The sequence below is a fragment of the Lysinibacillus sphaericus genome, from assembly GCF_005217585.1.
Lineage (GTDB): Bacteria > Bacillota > Bacilli > Bacillales_A > Planococcaceae > Lysinibacillus > Lysinibacillus sphaericus.
On the sequence record NZ_SZPT01000002.1, the window covers coordinates 1,769,944 to 1,791,253 of the forward strand.

General features: G+C 33.8%; 24 protein-coding genes. All 24 read right to left on the reverse strand.

Annotated elements, in window-relative coordinates:
• Positions 1–110: 110 nt before the first annotated feature.
• On the reverse strand, positions 111–521 hold the full coding sequence (gene fliS, locus FC748_RS13995) for a flagellar export chaperone FliS (protein ID WP_024362488.1): 411 nt from the start codon (positions 519–521) through the stop codon (positions 111–113).
• Positions 522–595: 74 nt separating this feature from the next.
• On the reverse strand, positions 596–955 hold the full coding sequence (gene fliT / locus FC748_RS14000; protein WP_108029428.1) for a flagellar protein FliT: 360 nt from the start codon (positions 953–955) through the stop codon (positions 596–598).
• Between the two features lie 34 nt (positions 956–989).
• Positions 990–3,485: a flagellar filament capping protein FliD gene (gene fliD, locus FC748_RS14005; protein WP_108029427.1), complete on the reverse strand. Its 2,496-nt coding sequence runs from the start codon at positions 3,483–3,485 to the stop codon at positions 990–992.
• Between the two features lie 22 nt (positions 3,486–3,507).
• Positions 3,508–3,897 carry a flagellar protein FlaG gene (locus tag FC748_RS14010; protein ID WP_108029426.1) on the reverse strand — a complete coding sequence of 130 codons (390 nt, stop codon included), beginning with the start codon at positions 3,895–3,897 and terminating at the stop codon, positions 3,508–3,510.
• Positions 3,898–4,177: 280 nt separating this feature from the next.
• Positions 4,178–5,314: a UDP-4-amino-4,6-dideoxy-N-acetyl-beta-L-altrosamine transaminase gene (gene pseC, locus FC748_RS14015; protein WP_108029425.1), complete on the reverse strand. Its 1,137-nt coding sequence runs from the start codon at positions 5,312–5,314 to the stop codon at positions 4,178–4,180.
• A complete protein-coding gene (gene pseI, locus FC748_RS14020) occupies positions 5,311–6,357 on the reverse strand; it encodes a pseudaminic acid synthase (protein ID WP_108029424.1) in 1,047 nt (348 codons plus the stop codon). Before pseI ends, pseC begins: the two co-directional genes overlap by 4 nt.
• Positions 6,358–6,393: 36 nt before the next feature.
• Positions 6,394–7,116 carry a cytidylyltransferase domain-containing protein gene (locus FC748_RS14025; protein WP_108029423.1) on the reverse strand — a complete coding sequence of 241 codons (723 nt, stop codon included), beginning with the start codon at positions 7,114–7,116 and terminating at the stop codon, positions 6,394–6,396.
• Complete coding sequence (locus tag FC748_RS14030; RefSeq protein WP_108029422.1) at positions 7,113–8,015, reverse strand: class I SAM-dependent methyltransferase; 903 nt, start codon at positions 8,013–8,015, stop codon at positions 7,113–7,115. The genes FC748_RS14025 and FC748_RS14030 overlap by 4 nt, the downstream gene beginning before the upstream one ends.
• Before the next feature lie 13 nt (positions 8,016–8,028).
• On the reverse strand, positions 8,029–9,384 hold the full coding sequence (locus FC748_RS14035) for an MBL fold metallo-hydrolase (protein WP_108029421.1): 1,356 nt from the start codon (positions 9,382–9,384) through the stop codon (positions 8,029–8,031).
• Complete coding sequence (locus FC748_RS14040) at positions 9,384–10,133, reverse strand: WbqC family protein (RefSeq protein ID WP_108029420.1); 750 nt, start codon at positions 10,131–10,133, stop codon at positions 9,384–9,386. The genes FC748_RS14035 and FC748_RS14040 overlap by 1 nt, the downstream gene beginning before the upstream one ends.
• Complete coding sequence (locus FC748_RS14045) at positions 10,069–10,572, reverse strand: GNAT family N-acetyltransferase (RefSeq protein ID WP_167492680.1); 504 nt, start codon at positions 10,570–10,572, stop codon at positions 10,069–10,071. Before FC748_RS14045 ends, FC748_RS14040 begins: the two co-directional genes overlap by 65 nt.
• 1 nt (position 10,573) lies before the next feature.
• Complete coding sequence (gene pseG, locus FC748_RS14050; protein ID WP_108029418.1) at positions 10,574–11,617, reverse strand: UDP-2,4-diacetamido-2,4,6-trideoxy-beta-L-altropyranose hydrolase; 1,044 nt, start codon at positions 11,615–11,617, stop codon at positions 10,574–10,576.
• A complete protein-coding gene (pseB, locus tag FC748_RS14055) occupies positions 11,614–12,585 on the reverse strand; it encodes a UDP-N-acetylglucosamine 4,6-dehydratase (inverting) (RefSeq protein ID WP_108029417.1) in 972 nt (323 codons plus the stop codon). The genes pseG and pseB overlap by 4 nt, the downstream gene beginning before the upstream one ends.
• Before the next feature lie 248 nt (positions 12,586–12,833).
• Positions 12,834–13,157: a DUF8042 domain-containing protein gene (locus FC748_RS14060; protein ID WP_108029416.1), complete on the reverse strand. Its 324-nt coding sequence runs from the start codon at positions 13,155–13,157 to the stop codon at positions 12,834–12,836.
• 1 nt (position 13,158) lies between these two features.
• A complete protein-coding gene (locus FC748_RS14065) occupies positions 13,159–14,844 on the reverse strand; it encodes a motility associated factor glycosyltransferase family protein (protein ID WP_108029415.1) in 1,686 nt (561 codons plus the stop codon).
• Between the two features lie 166 nt (positions 14,845–15,010).
• Complete coding sequence (gene hag, locus FC748_RS14070) at positions 15,011–15,820, reverse strand: flagellin Hag (RefSeq protein ID WP_108029414.1); 810 nt, start codon at positions 15,818–15,820, stop codon at positions 15,011–15,013.
• Between the two features lie 198 nt (positions 15,821–16,018).
• Positions 16,019–16,237, reverse strand: a complete 219-nt coding sequence (csrA, locus tag FC748_RS14075; protein WP_103977402.1) for a carbon storage regulator CsrA — start codon at positions 16,235–16,237, stop codon at positions 16,019–16,021.
• Positions 16,237–16,680 carry a flagellar assembly protein FliW gene (fliW, locus tag FC748_RS14080; RefSeq protein ID WP_108029413.1) on the reverse strand — a complete coding sequence of 148 codons (444 nt, stop codon included), beginning with the start codon at positions 16,678–16,680 and terminating at the stop codon, positions 16,237–16,239. The genes csrA and fliW overlap by 1 nt, the downstream gene beginning before the upstream one ends.
• 17 nt (positions 16,681–16,697) lie before the next feature.
• The gene (locus FC748_RS14085) at positions 16,698–17,261 is read right to left on the reverse strand and encodes a DUF6470 family protein (RefSeq protein WP_108029412.1); all 564 of its coding nucleotides are present in this window, start codon (positions 17,259–17,261) and stop codon (positions 16,698–16,700) included.
• 84 nt (positions 17,262–17,345) lie between these two features.
• Positions 17,346–18,260: a flagellar hook-associated protein FlgL gene (gene flgL, locus FC748_RS14090; RefSeq protein WP_108029411.1), complete on the reverse strand. Its 915-nt coding sequence runs from the start codon at positions 18,258–18,260 to the stop codon at positions 17,346–17,348.
• Positions 18,261–18,300: 40 nt separating this feature from the next.
• Positions 18,301–19,848 carry a flagellar hook-associated protein FlgK gene (gene flgK / locus FC748_RS14095; protein ID WP_108029410.1) on the reverse strand — a complete coding sequence of 516 codons (1,548 nt, stop codon included), beginning with the start codon at positions 19,846–19,848 and terminating at the stop codon, positions 18,301–18,303.
• 34 nt (positions 19,849–19,882) lie between these two features.
• Complete coding sequence (locus FC748_RS14100) at positions 19,883–20,383, reverse strand: flagellar protein FlgN (protein WP_108029409.1); 501 nt, start codon at positions 20,381–20,383, stop codon at positions 19,883–19,885.
• A gap of 27 nt (positions 20,384–20,410) precedes the next feature.
• A complete protein-coding gene (flgM, locus tag FC748_RS14105) occupies positions 20,411–20,671 on the reverse strand; it encodes a flagellar biosynthesis anti-sigma factor FlgM (protein WP_024362470.1) in 261 nt (86 codons plus the stop codon).
• A 189-nt stretch (positions 20,672–20,860) separates the two neighbouring features.
• Positions 20,861–21,274, reverse strand: coding sequence for a TIGR03826 family flagellar region protein (locus FC748_RS14110; protein ID WP_108029408.1), 414 nt, complete (start codon positions 21,272–21,274; stop codon positions 20,861–20,863).
• Positions 21,275–21,310 lie beyond the last annotated feature (36 nt).

Consider the following 21,310-nt stretch of genomic DNA (forward strand, 5'->3'; position numbering starts at 1 on the left):
TTATAACTAGATGGACTATTTCCCTTGTCGAATTTTGTGTGTTATCGTAATTACACTATCTATTACAAAGAAAAGAGACCATCATCTAGCGATGGTCTCTAATTTTTTTATTAAACTTGTGCATTATTCCCATTACCGAATTGTTGCTGTCGATTAATGCGAATCACTTCTTTCCATGTATCACGGAATTCCGTCACAAATCCTTCAACTTCTTCAATGATACTAACATCATTTTGGATATTTGCTTCTACTAAACGACGATTCATATATTCATAAAGAGCAAACATATTATTCGACACTTCAATGTCCATATTAAGTGTTGCCATAAGCTCACTAATAATCGCTTGTGCTTTTATTAAATTTGTATTTTTGTCTTGAATATTCTTATCTTGAATCGCAAGTTTAGCTTTACTTAAGAACTTTAAACATCCATTATAAAGCATTAATGTAAGCTCTCCAGGTGAAGCAGTTGTGACACTATTTTGCTTATACGCGTTTTGTGCTGTTAAATTTGCTGCCAAGAATGGACAACTCCTTTTAGATGTTACTTATTTACTATTTTAAACCATTCAACGAATAAAAGCTAATGGTGAAATTAATTTTTCTTGTCGTAATACATCCCGTCCATAACACGGACATTGCCATATGGATTGAAGTATTGCGCTTCACTTTTTTTCGTTTTTTGAAGGTTTGCCATATCCTGCTTTACTGCGCTCATTACAGCAGCCAATCGTTCTTTAATACCATTATCTAATTCAAGCAAAGTACGATGAACACGATCTTGTTCATCAAAATGAAAACCTTCTTGTTTTAAAGCATTGATAATTATTCCACGCTTGTCCAACATATTATTAATCTTATCTACATAGTCATCACGATCTTCGCCATTAGGGATATCACCTAATAATTTATATAGATTCGCAGATGCCTGCAATAGTTGATTTGTTAGTTGCATAAACTTCTCCTACCTTGCCTAGTTAAAAACTTGATCATCCTTGCGCGAACAAGCTTGATTGAGAATTTGCTTTATTAATCGCTGTTTCCATTGCAGTGAATTGCTTCCAATAGCGAGACTCAATATCTTCTAATTTTCGCTTCCAAGTACTAATTCGACTTTCTGTATCTACCAAGTTTTTCCCGATAGCATATTGCGCGTCAGTCATTGTAGAGCGACCAGCTTTTTTCTCAATAGTAATTTCAAATGATTTCATAGATTCACGTAATTTATCGATATAACCACGTGTATCGACCGTTTTACCATCTACTATATCTTCTTTTTTACCTTCACTATTTTTAAACAATTTTTCAACTGCATCTGGATCTTCTTCTAAAACTTTGCGCAATTTGATTTCATCGATTTGCAACGAACCGCCATCATTATAGTTTTTAGATGTAGTTATTCCAATACTAAATAACGTATTATATTTAGAATCGATAGCAGGATTAGATTGATACACTAATGAACGCATGTTAGATAGTCCTTCACGGATAAGCGTATCTCCTCGAAGTAAGCCACTCTTAGCTTTTTCTTCCCAAAGTTTAATTTCATTTTCGGACATATTTTCTTTTTGCTCGCTAGTTAATGGCTTATAATCACGGTATTTTGTTTCTTTCGTTTGATCATTTAAATCTTTTATAAAGCCATTATAAGTAGTGACAAATTCTTTAATTTTAGTCATAATATCGTCAACATTTGTTGTTGAAGTCATTGTCACCGCTTGCGCTTTTGGTGCGGCATTGACCTTTGTGTCGTCTACACTACCATCAGGGTTTAAAATACCAGCTGCATTAGCATCTGCTTTTGCTGCAGTTTGCGTACTCGTAGCCTCATTTAAACGTGTAACCGCTGCTTTTTCATCAGCATCTGCAGTTAAGTAATCTTTACGCAAAATATTTTGTTCCGCTAGTGCATTAAATTCAGCCTTTTTCTGCGGTGTTAAATTATTCCAAATCTTTTTTTGTTCTGTCGTTAAATCTTCAACTCTCTTAGAACCATCTTGCAAACCTTTAATTAATGTATCGCCAAATTGACTATACTTTATTTTTAAATCATCTGCTTGCGCTTTTTCAGAATATGTTTTTAATGTTGCAGAATCTGTTGCAATTAAATTAGTTAAATCATCTTTACTTAATGATTTTAAAGCATCTTTCACTTCTTGTGTAAATTCCGTATTATCGTCTATATCTTTATGAATTTTATCAATTGAATCATTGCTGTTATACGAGAAGCGTTTTAGTGCATCAATAGCATTTTGATCAAAATCTTTTAATTTTGTACCATACTGTTCGTATTCAGCTTGCGTTTTAAATGCTTTTAATTGCGTTGTATCAAGTGAAGATAAAGCTTGCAATTCGCTATCTGTTAAAGATTGGAATTTCTCGATTTTCTCTAGACTTAGGCCACTTTCATCAATTGCCTTCCTAATTTGCTCGACTGATTGACCTGCAGATAATTTATCGTTGATGAAACTAGCTTCATCGTCTGCTAAGCCTTTCCAAAAATCGTTTCCTAGTTTATTGTATTGCACTTGTTGTGACAAAGATAATGTATTACCAAAAGCAGTTGTATATGCCGTTTCATGATTAGCTGTGTAACTATTAATATCACTAGCACCATAAGCACTTTTCTTAGTTATAAGATTTGCTTGTTTAGTTGCTAAATTGTCAGTAGCATTTTTAAATTCTTCAACAGCGGCTTTATATTTATCTGAAATCGTTTGAAGACCATTGAATGTATCTTTTAACGTTACATTATAGCCTGAAATCAAAAACGTATTTGTTGTACGTTCTGTTGCTATACCGTTCACAGTGAAAATAGCATTTTTTCCTTCTGTATTTTGAACTTTACTAGGGTCGGCAAATCCTAACTTATTGAAAATATCTACTCCGCCTGTAACTTTGATTTCCTCATCACCTTTAACATCACCAGTGTTTTTGGCAGTAAAGGAGAATCGACCATTTTCAAATACAGCGTCAATCCCTGCATTACTAGAATTCACCTTGCTAATAAACTGATTGACAGTCATATCAGAAGTAATTTCAATTTTTGTTGCCTCACTTGCTAATTGACCGTTCTTTTGAATAGCTTTAAACTCAATAGTCCCTGTTGCCCCTAAATCAGCCATTTTCGTAGAACCTACAGCATTTACTTGCTCCCCTACTTTACGAGCCGCAGTAGCTAATTGTGAAACACCCTCAATTGAAAGTGAGCCAGCAGCACTGCCTGTTGCAGTAGCAGATACTAAATTAGAATTTGAACTTGCCGCAGTTTTAGAAATAAGACTCTTTAATACTAGATTATCTGAAATATACGTATCGAATGTTTTAAGCTTTGTATTCACACCGCGATATGCATCACGTTGCCATTCATAAGTTTGTTTCTTTTGATATAATTTGTTTAATGGTGCTCGTTCCGCATTCATTAATTTTTTTACAATTGAATCTATATCCATTCCTGATGCTAATCCACCGATTCGATTTACCATTTTAATTTCCTCCTAAATATGCTTATATTTTTTCGTCTACAATCATTCCTAATAACTTTTGCATCTCATAAAAAGCATCCAAAAGTTTTTTGGGGGGAATTTCCTTTACAACTTCTTCTGTTTTAGTATCCACAACTTGTACAAAGTAGCGATCTAACCCGTCGTGTAAAACAAATTTAGAAGCATTATGATTGATTTGTAAAAATTCATTTACGATGTCTACTGCATGTTGCAGCTTCTCTTTAGATATTTCTTGTACATCAGCAGTAGGTAGATCTTCACCCTGTGATTGCGTTACTAATTGAGCTTTACTAGTAGTCATCGTAGTTTCCTCTATAACGGTTTTCTTCGCAACTGTAGATGACGCTGCAGTTCCTACATCTGTAGATTGTCCTTGAGCTGCAATACGCATAATATGTAACCTCCTAAACTTTTCTTATTCTTATATTTAATATCGGAAGTTTTTAGGAATGTTTCACTTTTTTACTTTAAACTACTTTTAATGATACTTTTTCAATAAAAAAGGCCTTTAGTTCAAAAAGTATATCTGAACTAAAGACTTCTAATATTTTCGACTAACATAAAATTAAAAATATAACATACTTGTGAATAATATAAATCTCATTTTTACCATAATTTCCAAAGATAATACTCAAATTATTTTTTAAAAATAATTTTATAATAAAAAGCACTTATAATGAAACCACTTCTTTTAATTTCTGCACAATATAATGAATGTCATCATCAGTTAAACCAGGATGTATAGGCAATGTTAACGCTTTTTCATACCATTCCTCCGCCACTGGACATAGTCCCCGCTCATAACCAAGGTTTTGATAATACGGATGCCAATAAACGGGTATATAATGCACGTGGACACCAATATTTGCTGCGCGCATAGCATCAAATACTTGTTTCCGATTTGCTTCATCTAATTGAATCATATACAAATGCCAGCCGGATTCAGTACCCTCTAATTGCTTAGGTATTGTAATTCCAGAAACTTTGTTCAATGCTTCATTGTACTTTGCAACAATTTCTTGTCTCCGCTTAATAAAGTGATTAAGCTTTTTCATTTGTGAAACACCGAGTGCTGCCTGTAAATCTGTCATCCGATAATTATATCCTAATTCTGTCATTTCATAATACCAGTCACCTTGCTCTTTAGCATAAACTGTTGGCTCAATTCCATGGCTTCGGAACTTTAATAATTTTTTATAATAATTTTCGTTATTTGTAACTATTACGCCACCTTCTGCTGTTGTTACAGGCTTTACAGGGTGGAAACTAAACATTGTCATATCTGCCTGTGTTCCAATCTTAAGCCCTTTATAGCTGGCGCCAAAAGAGTGTGCACCATCTTCAATAACAACGAGTTTATGCTCCTTGGCAATTTCCATAATTGCATCTATATCGACAGGTTGGCCAGTAAAATCCACAGGAATAATTGCCTTTGTTTTTGATGTAATCTTTGAACGGATTTGTTCAGGATTTATATTATACGTACGTTCATCAATGTCTGCGAAAACGACTGTGCCTCCAACATAACGCACACTGTTTGCACTTGCAGCAAAAGTAATAGGAGAAGTAATTACCTCATCCCCTTTTCCGATTCCAGCTGCGTAACAAGCACCATGTAAAGCTGCTGTTCCATTGCAAAATGCTACTGCATATTTTGATCCAACATAATCTGCCACATTTTGCTCAAACTGTGCAATTTTCGGTCCTTGAGTTAAGTAAGGCGAACGCAATGTTTCTATAACGGCTTGAATATCCTCTTCATCTATATTTTGACTGCCGTATGAGATAAATCGAGGTGAGTTATTCATAGTAATAACTCCCAACTTAACGGTGTTCCTTTTTTTACGTCCTGCTTAATTGCTTTACCAATGACTAAATCATAGTACTTCGTTGGCAAACCAAGCCCTGGTCGAACGTTGCGAACATTTTGTTCAGTTAATATATCGCCGGCTTTTAAATCTTCACCAATATATAAAGAACGACGGAATTTTGCTGATTCCTTTTCCGCATTTGTTGGTCCATAGCTTACATTCCCTAAACTTTGCCATGCACGCTCTGTTTCTTCCACTAACATTTTTAATTCATGGGGTTCCATCGAAAAGGCAGAATCAACTCCACCTTCAGCACGAGATGTTGTAAAATGTTTTTCAATTACCGTGGCTCCAAGTGCCACTGCGGTAACCGATACACCAACCCCCATTGTATGATCTGATAAACCTATTTCTGTACTAAACATTTCTCTTAAATGCGGTATCGTTACTAAATTCGAATTGGCAGGTGTAGCAGGATATGTACTAGTGCACTTCAGTAAGATGATTTGGTCATTGCCTTCTTCACGAGCAGCACGAACCGCTTCATCTAGTTCAGCAGCTGTCGCCATACCTGTTGAAATAATCATTGGTTTTCCTGTTCGCGCTACTTTTCTAATTAATGGAATATCTACATTTTCAAATGAGGCAATTTTATAAGCTGGTACATTCAATGTTTCCAGAAAATCTACTGCTGTCTCATCAAATGGTGAGCTAAAAGCAAGGAGACCTAGTTCTTGTGCTTTTGCAAAAATCTCCTTATGCCATTCCCAAGGTGTATAAGCCTCTTTATATAAATTATATAAAGAATTACCTTTCCAAAGATTCCCTTCTTCTTGGATAAAAAACTCACCTGTATGAACATCTAATGTAATTGTATCTGGTGTATATGTTTGTAATTTTAGTGCGTCTACACCTGCTTCTGCAGCTAGCTCCACTAAATGTAATGCTCTTTCTAATGATTGATTGTGGTTCCCCGACATCTCAGCAATAATAAATGGTTTTGTATGACGACCTATTTCACGGTCTCCAATTTTAATCATGCTATTCCTCCATCTCAAAAGAAAGAAGTTAAAACATCATTTAACTTCTTTTTGTTCAATATGTGCATTAATTTTCGCCACTTCAGGATTACTATTCAAGAATGCTACAACGTCAGTACTTGAAATATATTTGTCATTAAAATGATTAGCTATCGCATTGCACAAAATGTAATCCTCTTCAGTATCTAATGTAATACGAAATTGTGGGTATTGAAGATTAGGTATTGGCTCATAGGTTTCATAACTAAATTCATCTTTAAACTCATATGCATAATACGTAACATGTTCACGATGACGTTGCTCTGTACTAATATCATGTATACGGCAAAGGGCATCGTAACTAATTACTTCTACAGCTAGTCCACGTGGCAATTCTTTCACTATATTAATAACTTCAACTTTTGTGCTTATGGCCAATGCGACCATTTCACTTGCCATTTCATAATCAACAAAAGGACAATCTGAAGTTACTCGCATTACATAGTCTGGCTTATAAAACTTAGCACATTGTACATAACGGTCCAGTACATCTTCCTCTGAACCTCGATAATACGTTACGAAGTGCTCCTCACACCATGATGCAATAGCATCATCTTGTGGAAGTGAAGATGTAGCTACAATTACCTCAGCTACACCTTCAATTTTACGGCAACGCTCAACAACATAAGTTAGAACATCTGAGTCACCCAGAGGCTTTAACACTTTTCCATGTAGGCGAGTTGAACCCATACGAGCTTGAATAATTGTGATTATTTTCATAACTTAGGCTTCCTAGCAAACAGAATAACATCCCGTCCTAATCCTGATTCCGCAAAAGATTTATATAAATTTTGTTTAATATTGATATTTGCTTCTTCAAATAAATGCATTTCTAAAGTTTTTCTTTTTTTATGGCATAATCTACCTAATTCTGGATTTCCAATAAATTTATCACCCATAAGTAAAAAGAGTTCCATTGGAAAGCTAGTGTACTTTTCCAAAACCTCAAAGTCATTCTGTTCTAATAATTTAGTTAAACTTTCAAAATCAAAATAATTAACATGTTCTAATGGGCTAACCCACCAAGAAGGATAATTTTGATCATGGACTAATATATTTTGAAATGGATTAAAGTCATTAGGGACAGCTACACAAAAAATACCACCAGGCTTTAATTGATTCCAAATTAATTTTAATATTTCGTTGGGATGTGGAACATGTTCCAATACATGATTCATATGAATGACATCATATAAAGGAAGTTCTTGAGTAATTTCTTCTGAAAAAAACTTATTGTATACATTTAATTTCTGATTTTTACTATGGGTATATGCCTGTATCGAAGGTTCAACACCAGTTTCATTCCATCCTTCTAATTTTGCAGCCAATAAAAAATATCCTGGTCCAGATCCAATATCTAAAACGTTTATATCCTGTTTTTCTTCAACATATTTAGAAATCTGTTTTATTCGTTCTTGGTAGACTTCTAGCCACCACACTTTATCTTCTTCTACCTTTTTAATATATTCAGGTTGCGCTTTTTCATAGTACTCTTCGGTATATAGTTTTGTGATAGATTGGTCATTCGGATAGGGATAAACATGTTTAAATCCGCAACTATTACACTCTATAATATTATAGTCATTTTTCTCTACAACAATTTCACCATTACAATTCAACTATAACGCCTCCCTAGGTATGTAAATAAGAAATAACATGATGAACTGCTCGATCAAATGTATTAGGTTTTCTATAAAAAGTAATAAATCCACCTAATTCTGCATTATTCCAATGTGCTTGTCTATTCAAAATCATCTTCAACAATGAGTACTCTAATGTTAGTTTTACAAACGGTTCCTTAAAATTTCCACTATGAATTGTTCTTACCTCTCGACCATCTAAAGGGATTTCATATATATATTCCTGACCTACATCTATATATATAGTTGTATCTATCTTTAAATCATAATAGACTTCTTTCATTTTATAGTTCATTCGTGATTGAGCAATTTTCAATTCATTGATTAGGTTGTGTCTTTCTCCAATAGGAACAAAATATTCTTTCTCATGAAATAGATATTTTTTCTTTCTTAATACATTATTATAGTAATTTTGCCGTTCTGCTTCAGTCAACGGCTTAAAGTCAGCAGATTCTTTACCTGTAGATAAATCAAAAAAATCTTGTGCGTTCAGTTGAACAATAACCGTATTAATATTTTCTTGATTCAATTTACTACTTAAATCTACTTTAACACTCTCCAATGGAGTCACTGCTCGAAAAGCATTTAAGTCAACATTTTCTCCACCAAACACCATTTGTGCAGCGAAAGGCAGTACATATTTAGGTTGTAAGTCCTTGCAATATTTAACAGCTCGATCCAAACATTTTTGACGTATCTTTTCTTTCTCCACAATTTTTTCAGCATCTGTAAAGTTCTCAAATGACTGCGGGTATGGACTAGCTGCATTATAACTTGTCATGAGAAAATCTACTTTTAGATATTGCTTTAAAATATATGGATTCATAGTATGAGATAGTTCATAAGGACAATCGTTCGTGTTAACTACAACATAGTCACCACCTTGAATTACTGCCATTGAATCAATTTGTAATGAATGCTCATAGAGTTGTGATACTTGACAACCAAAAAATTTAAAGCAAATAGCTGGATCGCAATTATCAGCTGCTAATATCTCAATTGTAAATTTAGGAGCTATTTCAAATTTTGTTTTATGTTTAAGTTCGTAAATATTAGTAAACCCTATACTTTTCAATCGATTGTAAACATGTTTTTCTTCGTAGCTATGTATAACAATTGGTATTTCTTTAGAGAAATATTGTAATGTTTCTGCATCTAAATGATCTTCATGAATATGGGAAATATAAATACAATCTACGTCTAAATAATCATTGATATCTATATCTATTGGAGGATAATGATAGAGTCCTCCATAACAAATACTTTCACTCAACCATGGATCACATAATAATTTTTTTCCTCCATACTCAATAACAATACAAGCATCCGTTAAATATCTAACTTTCATTATAAAAACTCCTCCTTTAATTTAGAGAAACCATGATTTGCAATAAAATCAATTGAAGATAGATAGGGAATTACTGGTTTAGCATTATATTGCATATAGATAAAAGGTGCACTTTGTTCATATGAAACTAATATATTAGATTGTTCAAAAAGGCCTTCCTCTTCTATATATTCTTTAGACCCTGCTGCACTAATATATTCAGTAGCACCCAATTCATTGCAAATATTAAGCAAATACGCAGACTTACTGCCATCGGCCTTTAACTCGCTACTTAACATGAATTTTGGCATTATTTCAGCATTTTTAGCAATTTCTTTTATTATAGCTATTGTAAATTCTGAAAGTTTATTAGTTGGGTTATTATAAAGAGCAAGTATACTTTGTAAATCTGAAAAATATGGATAATGACGATAGGCTTGCTCGATCGTTTTTTGATGTTGTGACTTCCAATTGGTACTTTGATCTACAAATACTTGATTAATATTTTGATGCCTTAAACCTTTAGTAACACAGGGTATTGTTAGCATTTTTTCTTTATTATTAAGTGCGATTTTGTTTCGTTGTTGCCAAGACCTCTTCGAAAATTGAATATCGTCTAGAAATACAAATACATCTACCTGATTCATCATTTTAAAATAACCTAACCAAGGTAAATACGTCGGTTGCATGATTGCACATTTCATATTAAGATTCAGCCTTCCATTCCCTACATAGCATAGAATACAAAATTTGATTACGAAAAACTCCATTCATCTTATGCGAGTCTCTTTCAATTCCTTCTTTTATAAATCCTAATTTCACATATAAATTAATTGCAGGTAAATTATCCTCAAATACTTTTAAGTGAACACGATGCATTTGCTTTTCCACAAATATATAATTTAATGCTAACTTCATTGCTGTTACTCCAATGCCTTTACCTCGGCACTGGGAATCACCAATATATATTTGTAAAAATACAGATTCATGAATGACGTTAAAATCTAACACAATATTCCCTACGTGAAGGTCATTGTATAGTATACTTAAAACCTCAATATTAGGATGTTCACTAAGCCAATTAATATGATCTTCTAAATTAACTTCTTTTGTAATACCAAAACTTTGTTGAATTTGTTTATTATTCAACCAGTTAATTGTATCTTTATAGTGACTTGTTTTTTGTTTGCTAATACTCACTTCACCCATATTACTTGCTCCCTTGCAATGTACTAATAATGATATCTGTAATACGTTTGCTTCCTTGTCCATCAATAAGTTTTTTCCCATTTTTCGCTATTTCAGTTTGAAAACTTTTATTTTCTATAAACTTTAAAAAATTTTGTATTTGTTCAAAATACGTCTCTTTATTAGCTTTACCTAAATAAATACCTAACTTATCATTTTGGATATCTCTAAGGATAGGAATTTGATTAATATTTGTAGCCAAATAAGCACATGGTAAACCCATAGCCATACGTTCCCACGTTGTCGTACCTGGAGCACCGATTGCAACATTACAACTGGCCATTCCCTCTGCCATACTTCTAGGTGAAACACTATATTCAAATCTAGTTCCATATTGATCTTTAAGTTTTTTTAATAAATCTTCATAAGCAAAATAATTTGTTACAACTGCATGTACTTTAATTTTTTTTTCACACTCAAGAATTTTATTACTGTACAAGTAAGTATAATTGTTATAATCCGAACCACCAAAGAAAACATGTACTTTATATTCTTTCTTAATATCCATCATCCTATAATTTATAAACTCTGGCCGTACTAATATGTATGAAGCACCTAATAGTTTCTTAATATTAACCATGTTGTCTTGATAAAAAGTGATCATTTCAGCCTTATAATTATTATTTATTAGAATATCAACATCATGAATTCTAGGACTATCATTTATACTAATCAGTAGATCAATGTGGCTCTTAATTAATGTCTCCCATTGAATATCATGTAGATAACTATCAACCACTAAAACTTTATTTTGACAAGGATAATTGTCTAGTACTTCTTTAGTTTTTTCATAGTCTTTTGTTTGAGTATTATCCTTTATAGAATGAACTTCAATATCTCTAGCTTTTATTAACTGTATAGAATTACCCTCTAATTCAGCACAAATAAAAACTATTTTTATGCCTCTTTTTATTAATTCTTCAGATAATGTAAGGCACCTCATTACATGTCCAATACCTATTTTATGGGAAGCATCTACTCTAAAAAAGACTATTATTTCTTTCACAAATCTCCCACCATTTCACTAAGCTGTTCAATTGTAAGCCATTCCGTATTATTATCACTTGTATAAGCAAAACCATCAGGTAAGGATTCCCCACCGTTTAATTGTTCTTTAGCAAACCAAGCCAGCTCTGGTTGGATAACGTAGTAATCATCAAACTCTAATGTATGACGAGCATCATCTTCCATAATCATCGCTTCGTGTAATTTCTCACCAGGGCGAATCCCAATCACTTCTATTTCACATTCTGGACCAATTGCTTTTGCTAAATCTGTAACTTTCATACTCGGAATCTTCGGTACAAAGATTTCTCCACCATACATTCGCTCTAAATTATCTAATACAAATTGCACTCCCTTATCAAGGGTAATCCAAAAACGTGTCATACGTTCATCTGTAATAGGTAACTTGCCTGTATCTTTAATCTTCTTAAAGAATGGTACTACGCTACCACGACTTCCTACTACGTTGCCATAGCGTACAACTGCAAATCGAGTTTTCTTTTCCCCTACATAAGCGTTAGCCGCAACAAATAATTTATCTGATGCAAGTTTTGTTGCACCGTATAAATTTACAGGAGAGCAGGCTTTATCAGTAGATAATGCAATGACCTTTTCTACGCCTCGATCAATTGCTGCTTCGATAATGTTTTGTGCACCATGAATGTTCGTTTTAACCGCTTCAAACGGGTTATATTCACATGCATCGACATGCTTCATAGCCGCTGCGTGAATAACAATATCCACACCATCAAATGCACGATATAAACGGTCCTTATCTCTAACGTCACCAATAAAAAATCGGATGCGTTCATCTTGAAACTCTTGTTTCATTTCATATTGCTTTAGTTCATCACGGCTAAATACGATGACTTTTTTTACTCCTAATGTAAGTGCTTTCCCGATAAATTTTTTACCAAAAGAGCCTGTACCGCCTGTTACTAATACCACTTTATCTGTTAAAACACTCATTGTATTTCCCCTTATCTATGTATCATATAAATATTATATCGGATAAATTTAGCGTATTTCTACATTTGAGAAATAAATATAGTATTTAATATGTTATCCATTCTTATATTGTACTAATTTAATTTTCAACCTATGTTCTTAACCATTCTTTCCATACCAAATAATTTAAATTAATAGGAAATAAGTAAAACACTTTTTGAATTTTAATTATACATTCAAAAAGTGTTCTAATAACCTATCGCTTAATTTCAAGCTACTATTTTTTCAAAATATGGCAAGACTTCATATTCAAAAATATCAGCTACAAGGACAAAATCTTGTTTCTCTAAACCTTCATTAATAAGATTTAAGTAATCTTCCAATTGAAGTTTGTCAAAATTTGTATTGACTCCTTGATCATTTAAAATTTCTTCCATTTGTTTTATCCATGTTATTCCTTCTGAAAAATTTAATATTTCATTTAATGCTATCTGAACATTATCAGTTCTTAAATTATCAGCAATATATTGCAAGCCTGCCGGTATTTTAGCTACATATTTATAATATTCATCCACAATCTCTAATTTATCCAATTTAATAACCCCCAAATTCGTCTAATGCAACTCTTGTATATTTTAAAGATTTTTCAGTTGCCTCTAAAATATTTTCATAAAGATACATATTTTGTTTATATATTTGCTTAAATTTTTCTTTCCCTTCTAATTTTTTGCTATCTAAAGTCATTCGCACCACATCCATAGTAATCGGATCAATAATTCTTTCCATTATTACTTGGGGATAATATTCTTTCAATTTAGAATCGATTTTATCAAGCTTTTTTAAAGTACTAGCGGAAAATACTGTATTATTTCTTTCTTCTTTCAATAAATAAATAGCTTCGACTAGTAATTTTTTTATTTTTAAATAGACTTCTATTTCTTGATTCATAAATTCTTTATAAATTGAACGGTTATTATTTATTTCATTATCAAATTTCAACTTTGGAACATTAATAGAATTGTACATATAGTTTTTGCAAAATGTTGTAAAATCTAATTGTGGCATACCATTAATTTTAACGCCACCTTCTGTACAATTATATATTATATGTTGATTTTGCAACATTACATATAATCTCTCTATACTTTTTCTCATACTATTAAATTGGTGATTAGTTTTAACTGGTTCTCCATAATATCCTTCTATTTCAAAGGCCAGATCTTTCATGAAAAATTCTTCCGTTAACTCACTATAATGGTTATTATTTTCTGCATGGGATTTATTGTTCGTATAAGCTAAATCCTGACCAATAATCGCTATAGGCCCCGTACTAATTTTACTTGCAATCTCTAATGCAGTTATAGCAACTGTACCACCTGTTGATAACATTGGTAAATCTCTACCTAGTCCTTCTTTAATACGTTTTTGTATACTATCTTCTCCATAAAAACAAAAGCTATAGCGATTTCCTTTAAAATCTCTTTCTATTTGCCACGCATTTCCTAAACCATATATTAAATCGAAGTTATAATTTTTAATATTTTTAAAGTGTAAATAGTTACTTTCCCCACCATCCATTGTTACAACATAGTCAGGAATAATGTCTGCGGCCAATAAAGAATTAATTGTAGAACCAGCACTTATTATCAAACATTTATCTTTAATTTCTTTTAACAATGGTAATTGTTTCGTTAAGGATGGTCCGCCTGAAGCTAAGATTACTGGGCAATCATATTTATTGTAAAGTGCTTTTAAACTTTGGTCTTTATGAACATAGTATAAATTCATTATGTAATTTTCCTGCCATAAATCACCAAAGAATCTTATTGTATTTTCATTTACAATATCTTCTATTTGTATATGATGAATAAAATCTAAAAATTCTTTATATTCGCTACTGAAAATTTTGTCGTAATTTGGTGAGATTAGTATATTGACCTTACGATCAAAATCAGCAATATAATCTGCTGAACGCTTACAAAAGTCTTGTAAATCGGAAAAAACACCTTCTATTTCATCTTTATTCTCAATATTTAAACTACTAAATAAAGGATCGTATACTAATATATCAGTATTACCATACTTTTTTGCAATAGCATTAGCTATATACCCTAGACCATAACCAAATAGTATGTTTAAATATCCTTCTTTGTAGTTATTATTTATGTATTTTTCAGCTTCAGCTTCTGGATTGTAATTACTATGCAAATAGTACCCGTTAACTTTTGCATTTGGCTTTTCGTTTTTTGTTTGTAAATAAATTATTTCTAAATCTTCCATAAGATCCTCCTTGCTTCAGATAGTGAGGCCTCTCCTTGTAAGAAGAGTTTATTAAATATCTACTCTTTGTTTATATCGGTGTAAATAAGGATTTTTAAAATTATTATCAAAAAAAGCTTGAACGAAATTTCGTTCAAGCTTTTAATATTTCATGCTAACTAGTCAATTATTGTAATAATTGAAGTACACCTTGTGGTTGTTGGTTAGCTTGAGCTAACATAGATTGAGCAGCTTGCATTAAGATATTGTTCTTAGTGAAGCCCATCATTTCTTTCGCCATATCTGTGTCACGGATACGTGATTCAGCAGCTGTTAAGTTTTCAGATGTTGCACCTAAGTTGTTAATTGTGTGCTCTAAACGGTTTTGAACAGCACCTAGATCTGAACGTTGTGAAGAAACTGATTCTAAAGCATCGTTGAAGTTTTTGATAGCTTTGTCAGCTTTCGATTGAGTATCAATTGAACCAGTAACTTTTAACCCTTTTGTATCCATAGTAGCGATTTTTAATGTAATTGATTGTCCATCATTCGCACCAATATGGAATTTTTTACCAGAGAAAGTACCATCTAATAATTTTTGAGTATTGAACTCTGTATTTTTAGCAATACGGTCGATTTCTGATTTTAATGCTGTAACTTCTTTGTTAAGTGCTGTACGGTCTGCTGATACGTTTGTATCGTTCGCAGATTGTACTGCTAATTCACGCATACGTTGTAGGATTGCGTGAGTTTCGTTAAGAGCACCCTCAGCAGTTTGGATTAAAGAGATTGAGTCTTGAGCGTTTTTAGTTGCCATATCAAGACCACGGATTTGTCCGCGCATTTTTTCAGAAATTGCTAAACCAGCAGCGTCATCGCCAGCACGGTTTACTTTGTAACCTGAAGATAACTTCTCAAGGTTTTTAGAAGCTTGTGTGTTGTTGAAAGTAAGGTTACGGTGTGTGTTTAAAGCTGAAATGTTGTGTTGAATTCTCATTTGGAATTCCTCCTTGAATGTTTGTTTTGTTATCCCACGTCCGTGTGGAATATTGTCGGTTTAGGTTGTATGTATGTACTTCCCTTACCCTACACTCTATATATCGTTAGTAGTTGGAAAAGTTTAATAGTTTTTTAAAAAGTTTTTTATTTTTTTATGTAATAGTTTGAAGGATTTAATTTATCGTAAAAAGTAGGACTATTTTTTCTTTAATTGCTCTAAAAAATTAGCAGAAGAAGAAAGCGCTTCTTTATTTTGCGCTTGAATTGCTTCAAAAACTTCCGAACGATGTACTTTAACTGCTTTTGGGGCAACTATACCAAGTTTAATTTGGTCACCTTCAACTGCTAATATTTTTATTTCGATTTGATCGCCTATCATGATAGACTCATCTTTTTTTCGTGAAAGGACTAGCATTATTTCGCACTTCCTTCCAATGGCTGCATCGGAAAGCGTAATGGATAGATTTTGTTGTCTTGAAGAACGATTTGTTTCCCACATTTCTTTTCTATATTTAAAATAACGGGTGCTAGCAAGTTAATCGTAGAATCTTTAAATGTTTCCTTCATTGTGACAATGGCATATGGAAGAACATCTTCTTCTTTTTCAATTTGTAATTGCGCGCGATCTTCATCGCTAATATCAAAGCTATAATCTTGTTTAAATGCAAAAGGATAGGCTACAACAAAACCAATTTCTTTATGCACAACAGATTGTAGTAATGCGAGGGGAAGGTCTGCATCGATTGGCAACAAAACGAATTCTCTTTCTTCCTCTAAGCCTAATAAGCCATGTTCAAACGTCAAAATATCTTGATTAGCAATTTTCACTTCACCTAAAAATTTTGTAGCAATTTTCATATTATCCGTGCACTCCTTTAAATGATGACATCAATGTCAACATCTGGTCTTTGTATCATTGTACCAGTTACTTTTCCTGGTGTGTATTCATGGATTGGTTTGTTCACTTGCGCGTCAATAATTGGTTCTCTACGTTGAATATTGACGTCGGTTGTACCCGGCGTGTAGTCAATTTTAACAGAACCTACAGAAGGTACAAATTTTATATTAAATTGCACCCGGTGGGGTCCATGATTTTGCTTGGCTATATTTTGAATTGTCGCTCTTCCTTGATCTTTGCCTGCATTCTCCATCATTTGTCGACCTTCTCTAGCTCTGCGTGCCATTCCCTTCAATGCTTCTTGTTTGCCCTTTTGTGCATAATTGGCACTTGATTCTAATGGTCCAATTAACCCTAAGTCACGTCTTGCTTGAGACGAATCAATTTTCAGTACACTGCGTGTTGTATGAATCTCAAGTGTTGCAGCTGGCTGTTCAATATGCTGGGTAGCTCTTGGCTGTTTAATATATTGCTGTGGCTTAGCAATATGAAGATCAATTTGTGCGTCGGTTGTACGGATTTGGATTTGTGGAAGTCTCATCTATGTCTCTCCTTTCAAGAAAAGCGTCTGAACAAAATGTTCAAACGCTTAGATTTTATAGCAGAAAACTAGTGTTAATATATATTATCTAATAAAATCGACTAAAGTTTGCTGAATTATTTTAGAGCCCACAGACAATGATGCCTGATGAATTGCTTCTGATGTTACCATTTGTGTTATAGCTTTTGCATAATCGACATCTTCGTTATTCGATAATTGCTTCGTCACGCTAATTTCACGAATTGATAAGCGATTTTCCATTAATTCCACGCGATTTTGGCGCGCTCCCACATCGGCTTGAGCTTCCAGTATTTTATTATGCATGTTTGTAATATCATCGGATGTACTTGTAGTTGAAACGCCACCTAATGTAGAGCTGATTTCTTCTCCTGTAGCAAGTGGAACTCTATTCGGATCTAACAGCCCAACAATTTTACTCATCATATCATCAACATTTTTAAATAAATCTTTTCCTACAGTATTTACGTTCATTTGAATGCCATCATATACTTCAATTTTTACATCTTCGGTATTGACATTTGCTGTATTGATTGCACCATTTAAAAATAGTGGTTGGCCAGTCTTTGTACCACTAAATATATAACGGTCTCCTACTTTTGTGTTGGCTACATCTTGAATTTGTTTTTGAATTTGATCAATTTCAGATTTAATCTTCGCTCGATCATCAGCAGTATTTGTATCATTCGCTGCTTGAATAACAAGCTCTCGTACTCGCTTCATTTGTTCGCCTACTTGATTTAACGATTCGTCAGAAGTATCTAGCCAATTATTCACTTCATTCATATTTCGTGAATATTGTTCAACTTGTCCTAAATCACGTCGATAGCCCATACCTTTTACTGCAACCACAGGGTCATCTGAAGGTCTAGTAATTTTAGAGCCTGAATTTATTTGATTTTGTAGCTTCGATAGTTTTCCATAGTTATTATTTAAGTTCAGAAGCATGTTATTCGATAACATAGATTGTGTTACGCGCATGTTTGTAAAAGCTCCTTCCTTTTTGTCAAATTAGATTCGTTTAGATTCCTACACGACCCATGCCGTTAATAATTTTGTCTAATGTTTCATCAACGACAGTAATCATTCGAGCATTGGCGTTATACGCTTGTTGGAATGTAATCATATTGGTCATTTCTTCATCCAACGATACGGAAGTAATTGCAGCACGATTATTACCGATTGTCACAAGCAATGTTTCAGAAGTTCCGTTTAAGCGCGCTGCTTCTTCTCCATCAACACCCAGCTTCCCAATAATTCCTTGATAAAATGATTTAAATGTTGCGCCGTCTAAATTCGCTTGAACCTTTGATTGGATATTCGAAAGCTCAAGTGCCCATTTACCATTTCCTTCTTCATTTGCCCCTGTAGAAGCTGCCAATTTTGATGAATCTTTTATAAGTGCATCATTTACTTTAATATTGCCTGCAGACAATGGTTTTGTATTATCTATAGGTTCAAAGAAATCGAGTGTGCTTTGAGCACCAGTAAAATCGAATCCTTGCTTATGCATTGCATTAAAGACATTGGCAAACTCGGAAGCAAGTTTGTCGATGCTAGCCATCGTTTCAGGATAATAGCCTTTAGGGCCTGTTGCGCTTTCATAACCATATGAATCAATTACAGATAGTAATTTACCTTTGCCAGGCTCAAGCTGGTCATATGTAATCGTGCCTGAATCTGCTGTACCTGTGCCGTTTACTTTAATGCTTGTAAAAAGATTGGCTAAATTTGTGCCATCAATTTGTGTAGTGCCACTGTTGACTTCAATATTCGCAGCATCTTTACCATTAACTAATTTTATTTCTGTATTTGTGCCATATGGCTTGAATGTAATCGTCACACTACCTTCAGCTACACTAGAAGCAAGCCCTCCTGAAGGAACACGTTCAACTGAAACTGGGATGTAACTATTTAATTCATCGATTAACACATCGCGAGCATCATATAAATCATTCGGTACATGACCATTCGGCTCAACCTCTTGCACTTGCTTATTAATAGAAGCAATTTGTTTAAGTAATGAGTTGATGCGATTTGTCGACACACTAATTTCATTACCTATGTTGCCTTGAATCGTCTTTAGTTGCGTATCCATATAATTAAAGGATTGTGCTAAATGATTGGCACGCTCAATCGCCACTTTACGTGATGAGGCATTTTCTGGAGTAGCACTTACATCTTGTAGACCTTTCCAAAACTGTTCCAATGCTGCGTTTAAACCAAATTTAGATGGTTCATCCATAATATCTTCCATTTGAGAAATAGCATTTGAACGTGATTCCCAGTAACCTAGTTTATTCGTTTCTTGACGGAATTGTCGATCGATAAACTCATCGCGAATGCGTTGAATGGAGCCAGTTTCTACCCCTGTTCCCATATGACCAGGGTAATTTGGTGTATTTAAACCTGCTGTTGGAAATCCTGGTGTAGCTTGCATGTTTACTCGTTGACGTGAGTAGCCAAGTGTATTGGCGTTCGAAATATTATGACCTGTTGTATATAGAGCTGATTGCTGTGTAAATAAACCGCTTCTACTTGTTTCTAAGCCCATAAATGTTGAGCGCATTCTTGTTCCTCCCTTAAATAACGTTTTAATAAAATTATGCTTGAGAATCGAAGTACGATTTTTTTGCCATTGTATTCGTACCGCGCACTTCACGCCCCGAATAATTCATTTGCTCAGGACGCGGACGTAGCGCATCTAATGTCAGATTGACGAATTGCAATGATTGAAATACTAATTTTTGATTGAGTTCATTTTGTTTGCGTAAATCATTAATAATTGACATGAGTCGATCGCGAACAGCTGATAGTGTGTCTTTTTCAGCATCTTGTTCAGCAGCTTCGATGACATCAGCGACAGTCATTTTGTCAGTGGACGCAACTCCTTTTGCTCCCAGGTATTGTGTTACCTGTATCTGACGCTGTTGCTCGAGCTTATCGATAGCCGCTACATGCGCCTGCTCATCCTTGAGCATTTGGTCAAGTGCTTTCATATCGCCAGTTTTTATGATTTCTGTTTTTTTATAGGCTAGTTCGAGCAAGCTTTTATGCATTCTTTCTAGCTTTATTAATGTAGAACAAATCGTCTCTACAGACATTTTGCTAAACACCCTTTCTGTTATTTCCTAGAAACGATAGTATTTCAGCATATCTTCAGCAACTTTACGAGCATTGACCTTATATTCTCCAGAATCAATATCTGCCTTTAACTGTTGCACACGCTCTGCACGTTCTGCACTGTAAGTAGTAACACCTTGCATGTTCTGAGCGGCTTTTGAAATTTCAATTTTGTCAGCAAATGACGCTTTATTTGTGTCAGATTTCACATTGCGTACTTGATTTTTATAGGCATTTACTGCATTAACACCATAAGATGTGATTTTCATGTTCATCCCCCTATCTTAAAAGCTTATCTTACTATTATTTCGGATTGTCTCCAACAATGTTAAGTTTTCAAATATAAAAAAGTGTGCTAATTTTGTTTAAAATTAACACACTTTCGCTTCTCAACCATCTTGCAAGGTGCATAATTTACCTTCAATGCGTTTTTTACGAAAATTGGCATGATGTCAACATTATTTTTTGCGGTCAGCATGATAAGTTACTTTATCACGTTGTTCCACGCTATCACGAAACTCCTTCGCTGCTTCAAATGTGCGAAGTTCTGCCTTTAATTCATCTTGGCATTTTGTACATAATTTTCCAGTTGTCGTTAAATGGCCGCAGTTATCACATGGATAACCTAAGTTTGGGAACATTGCAGGCTGTAAACGACCTTTGCGCACCCATTTATATAATAAATCTTCTTCAGCACCAGTTGCCTCAACAATTCGTTCTACTGTCGCAGCGCGATTTTCACGCTTGCGTAAAAAACGATAAACAATTTGATATAATTCCTCTTCAGATTGTGCACATTTATGACATACTTCTCTGACCCCTGTATAATTAAAAAACTCATTACACTTTGGACAATTTCGAACCTCAGCCATCTTTTCTTCCTCCTCTTGCCATGATCACTATCTAAT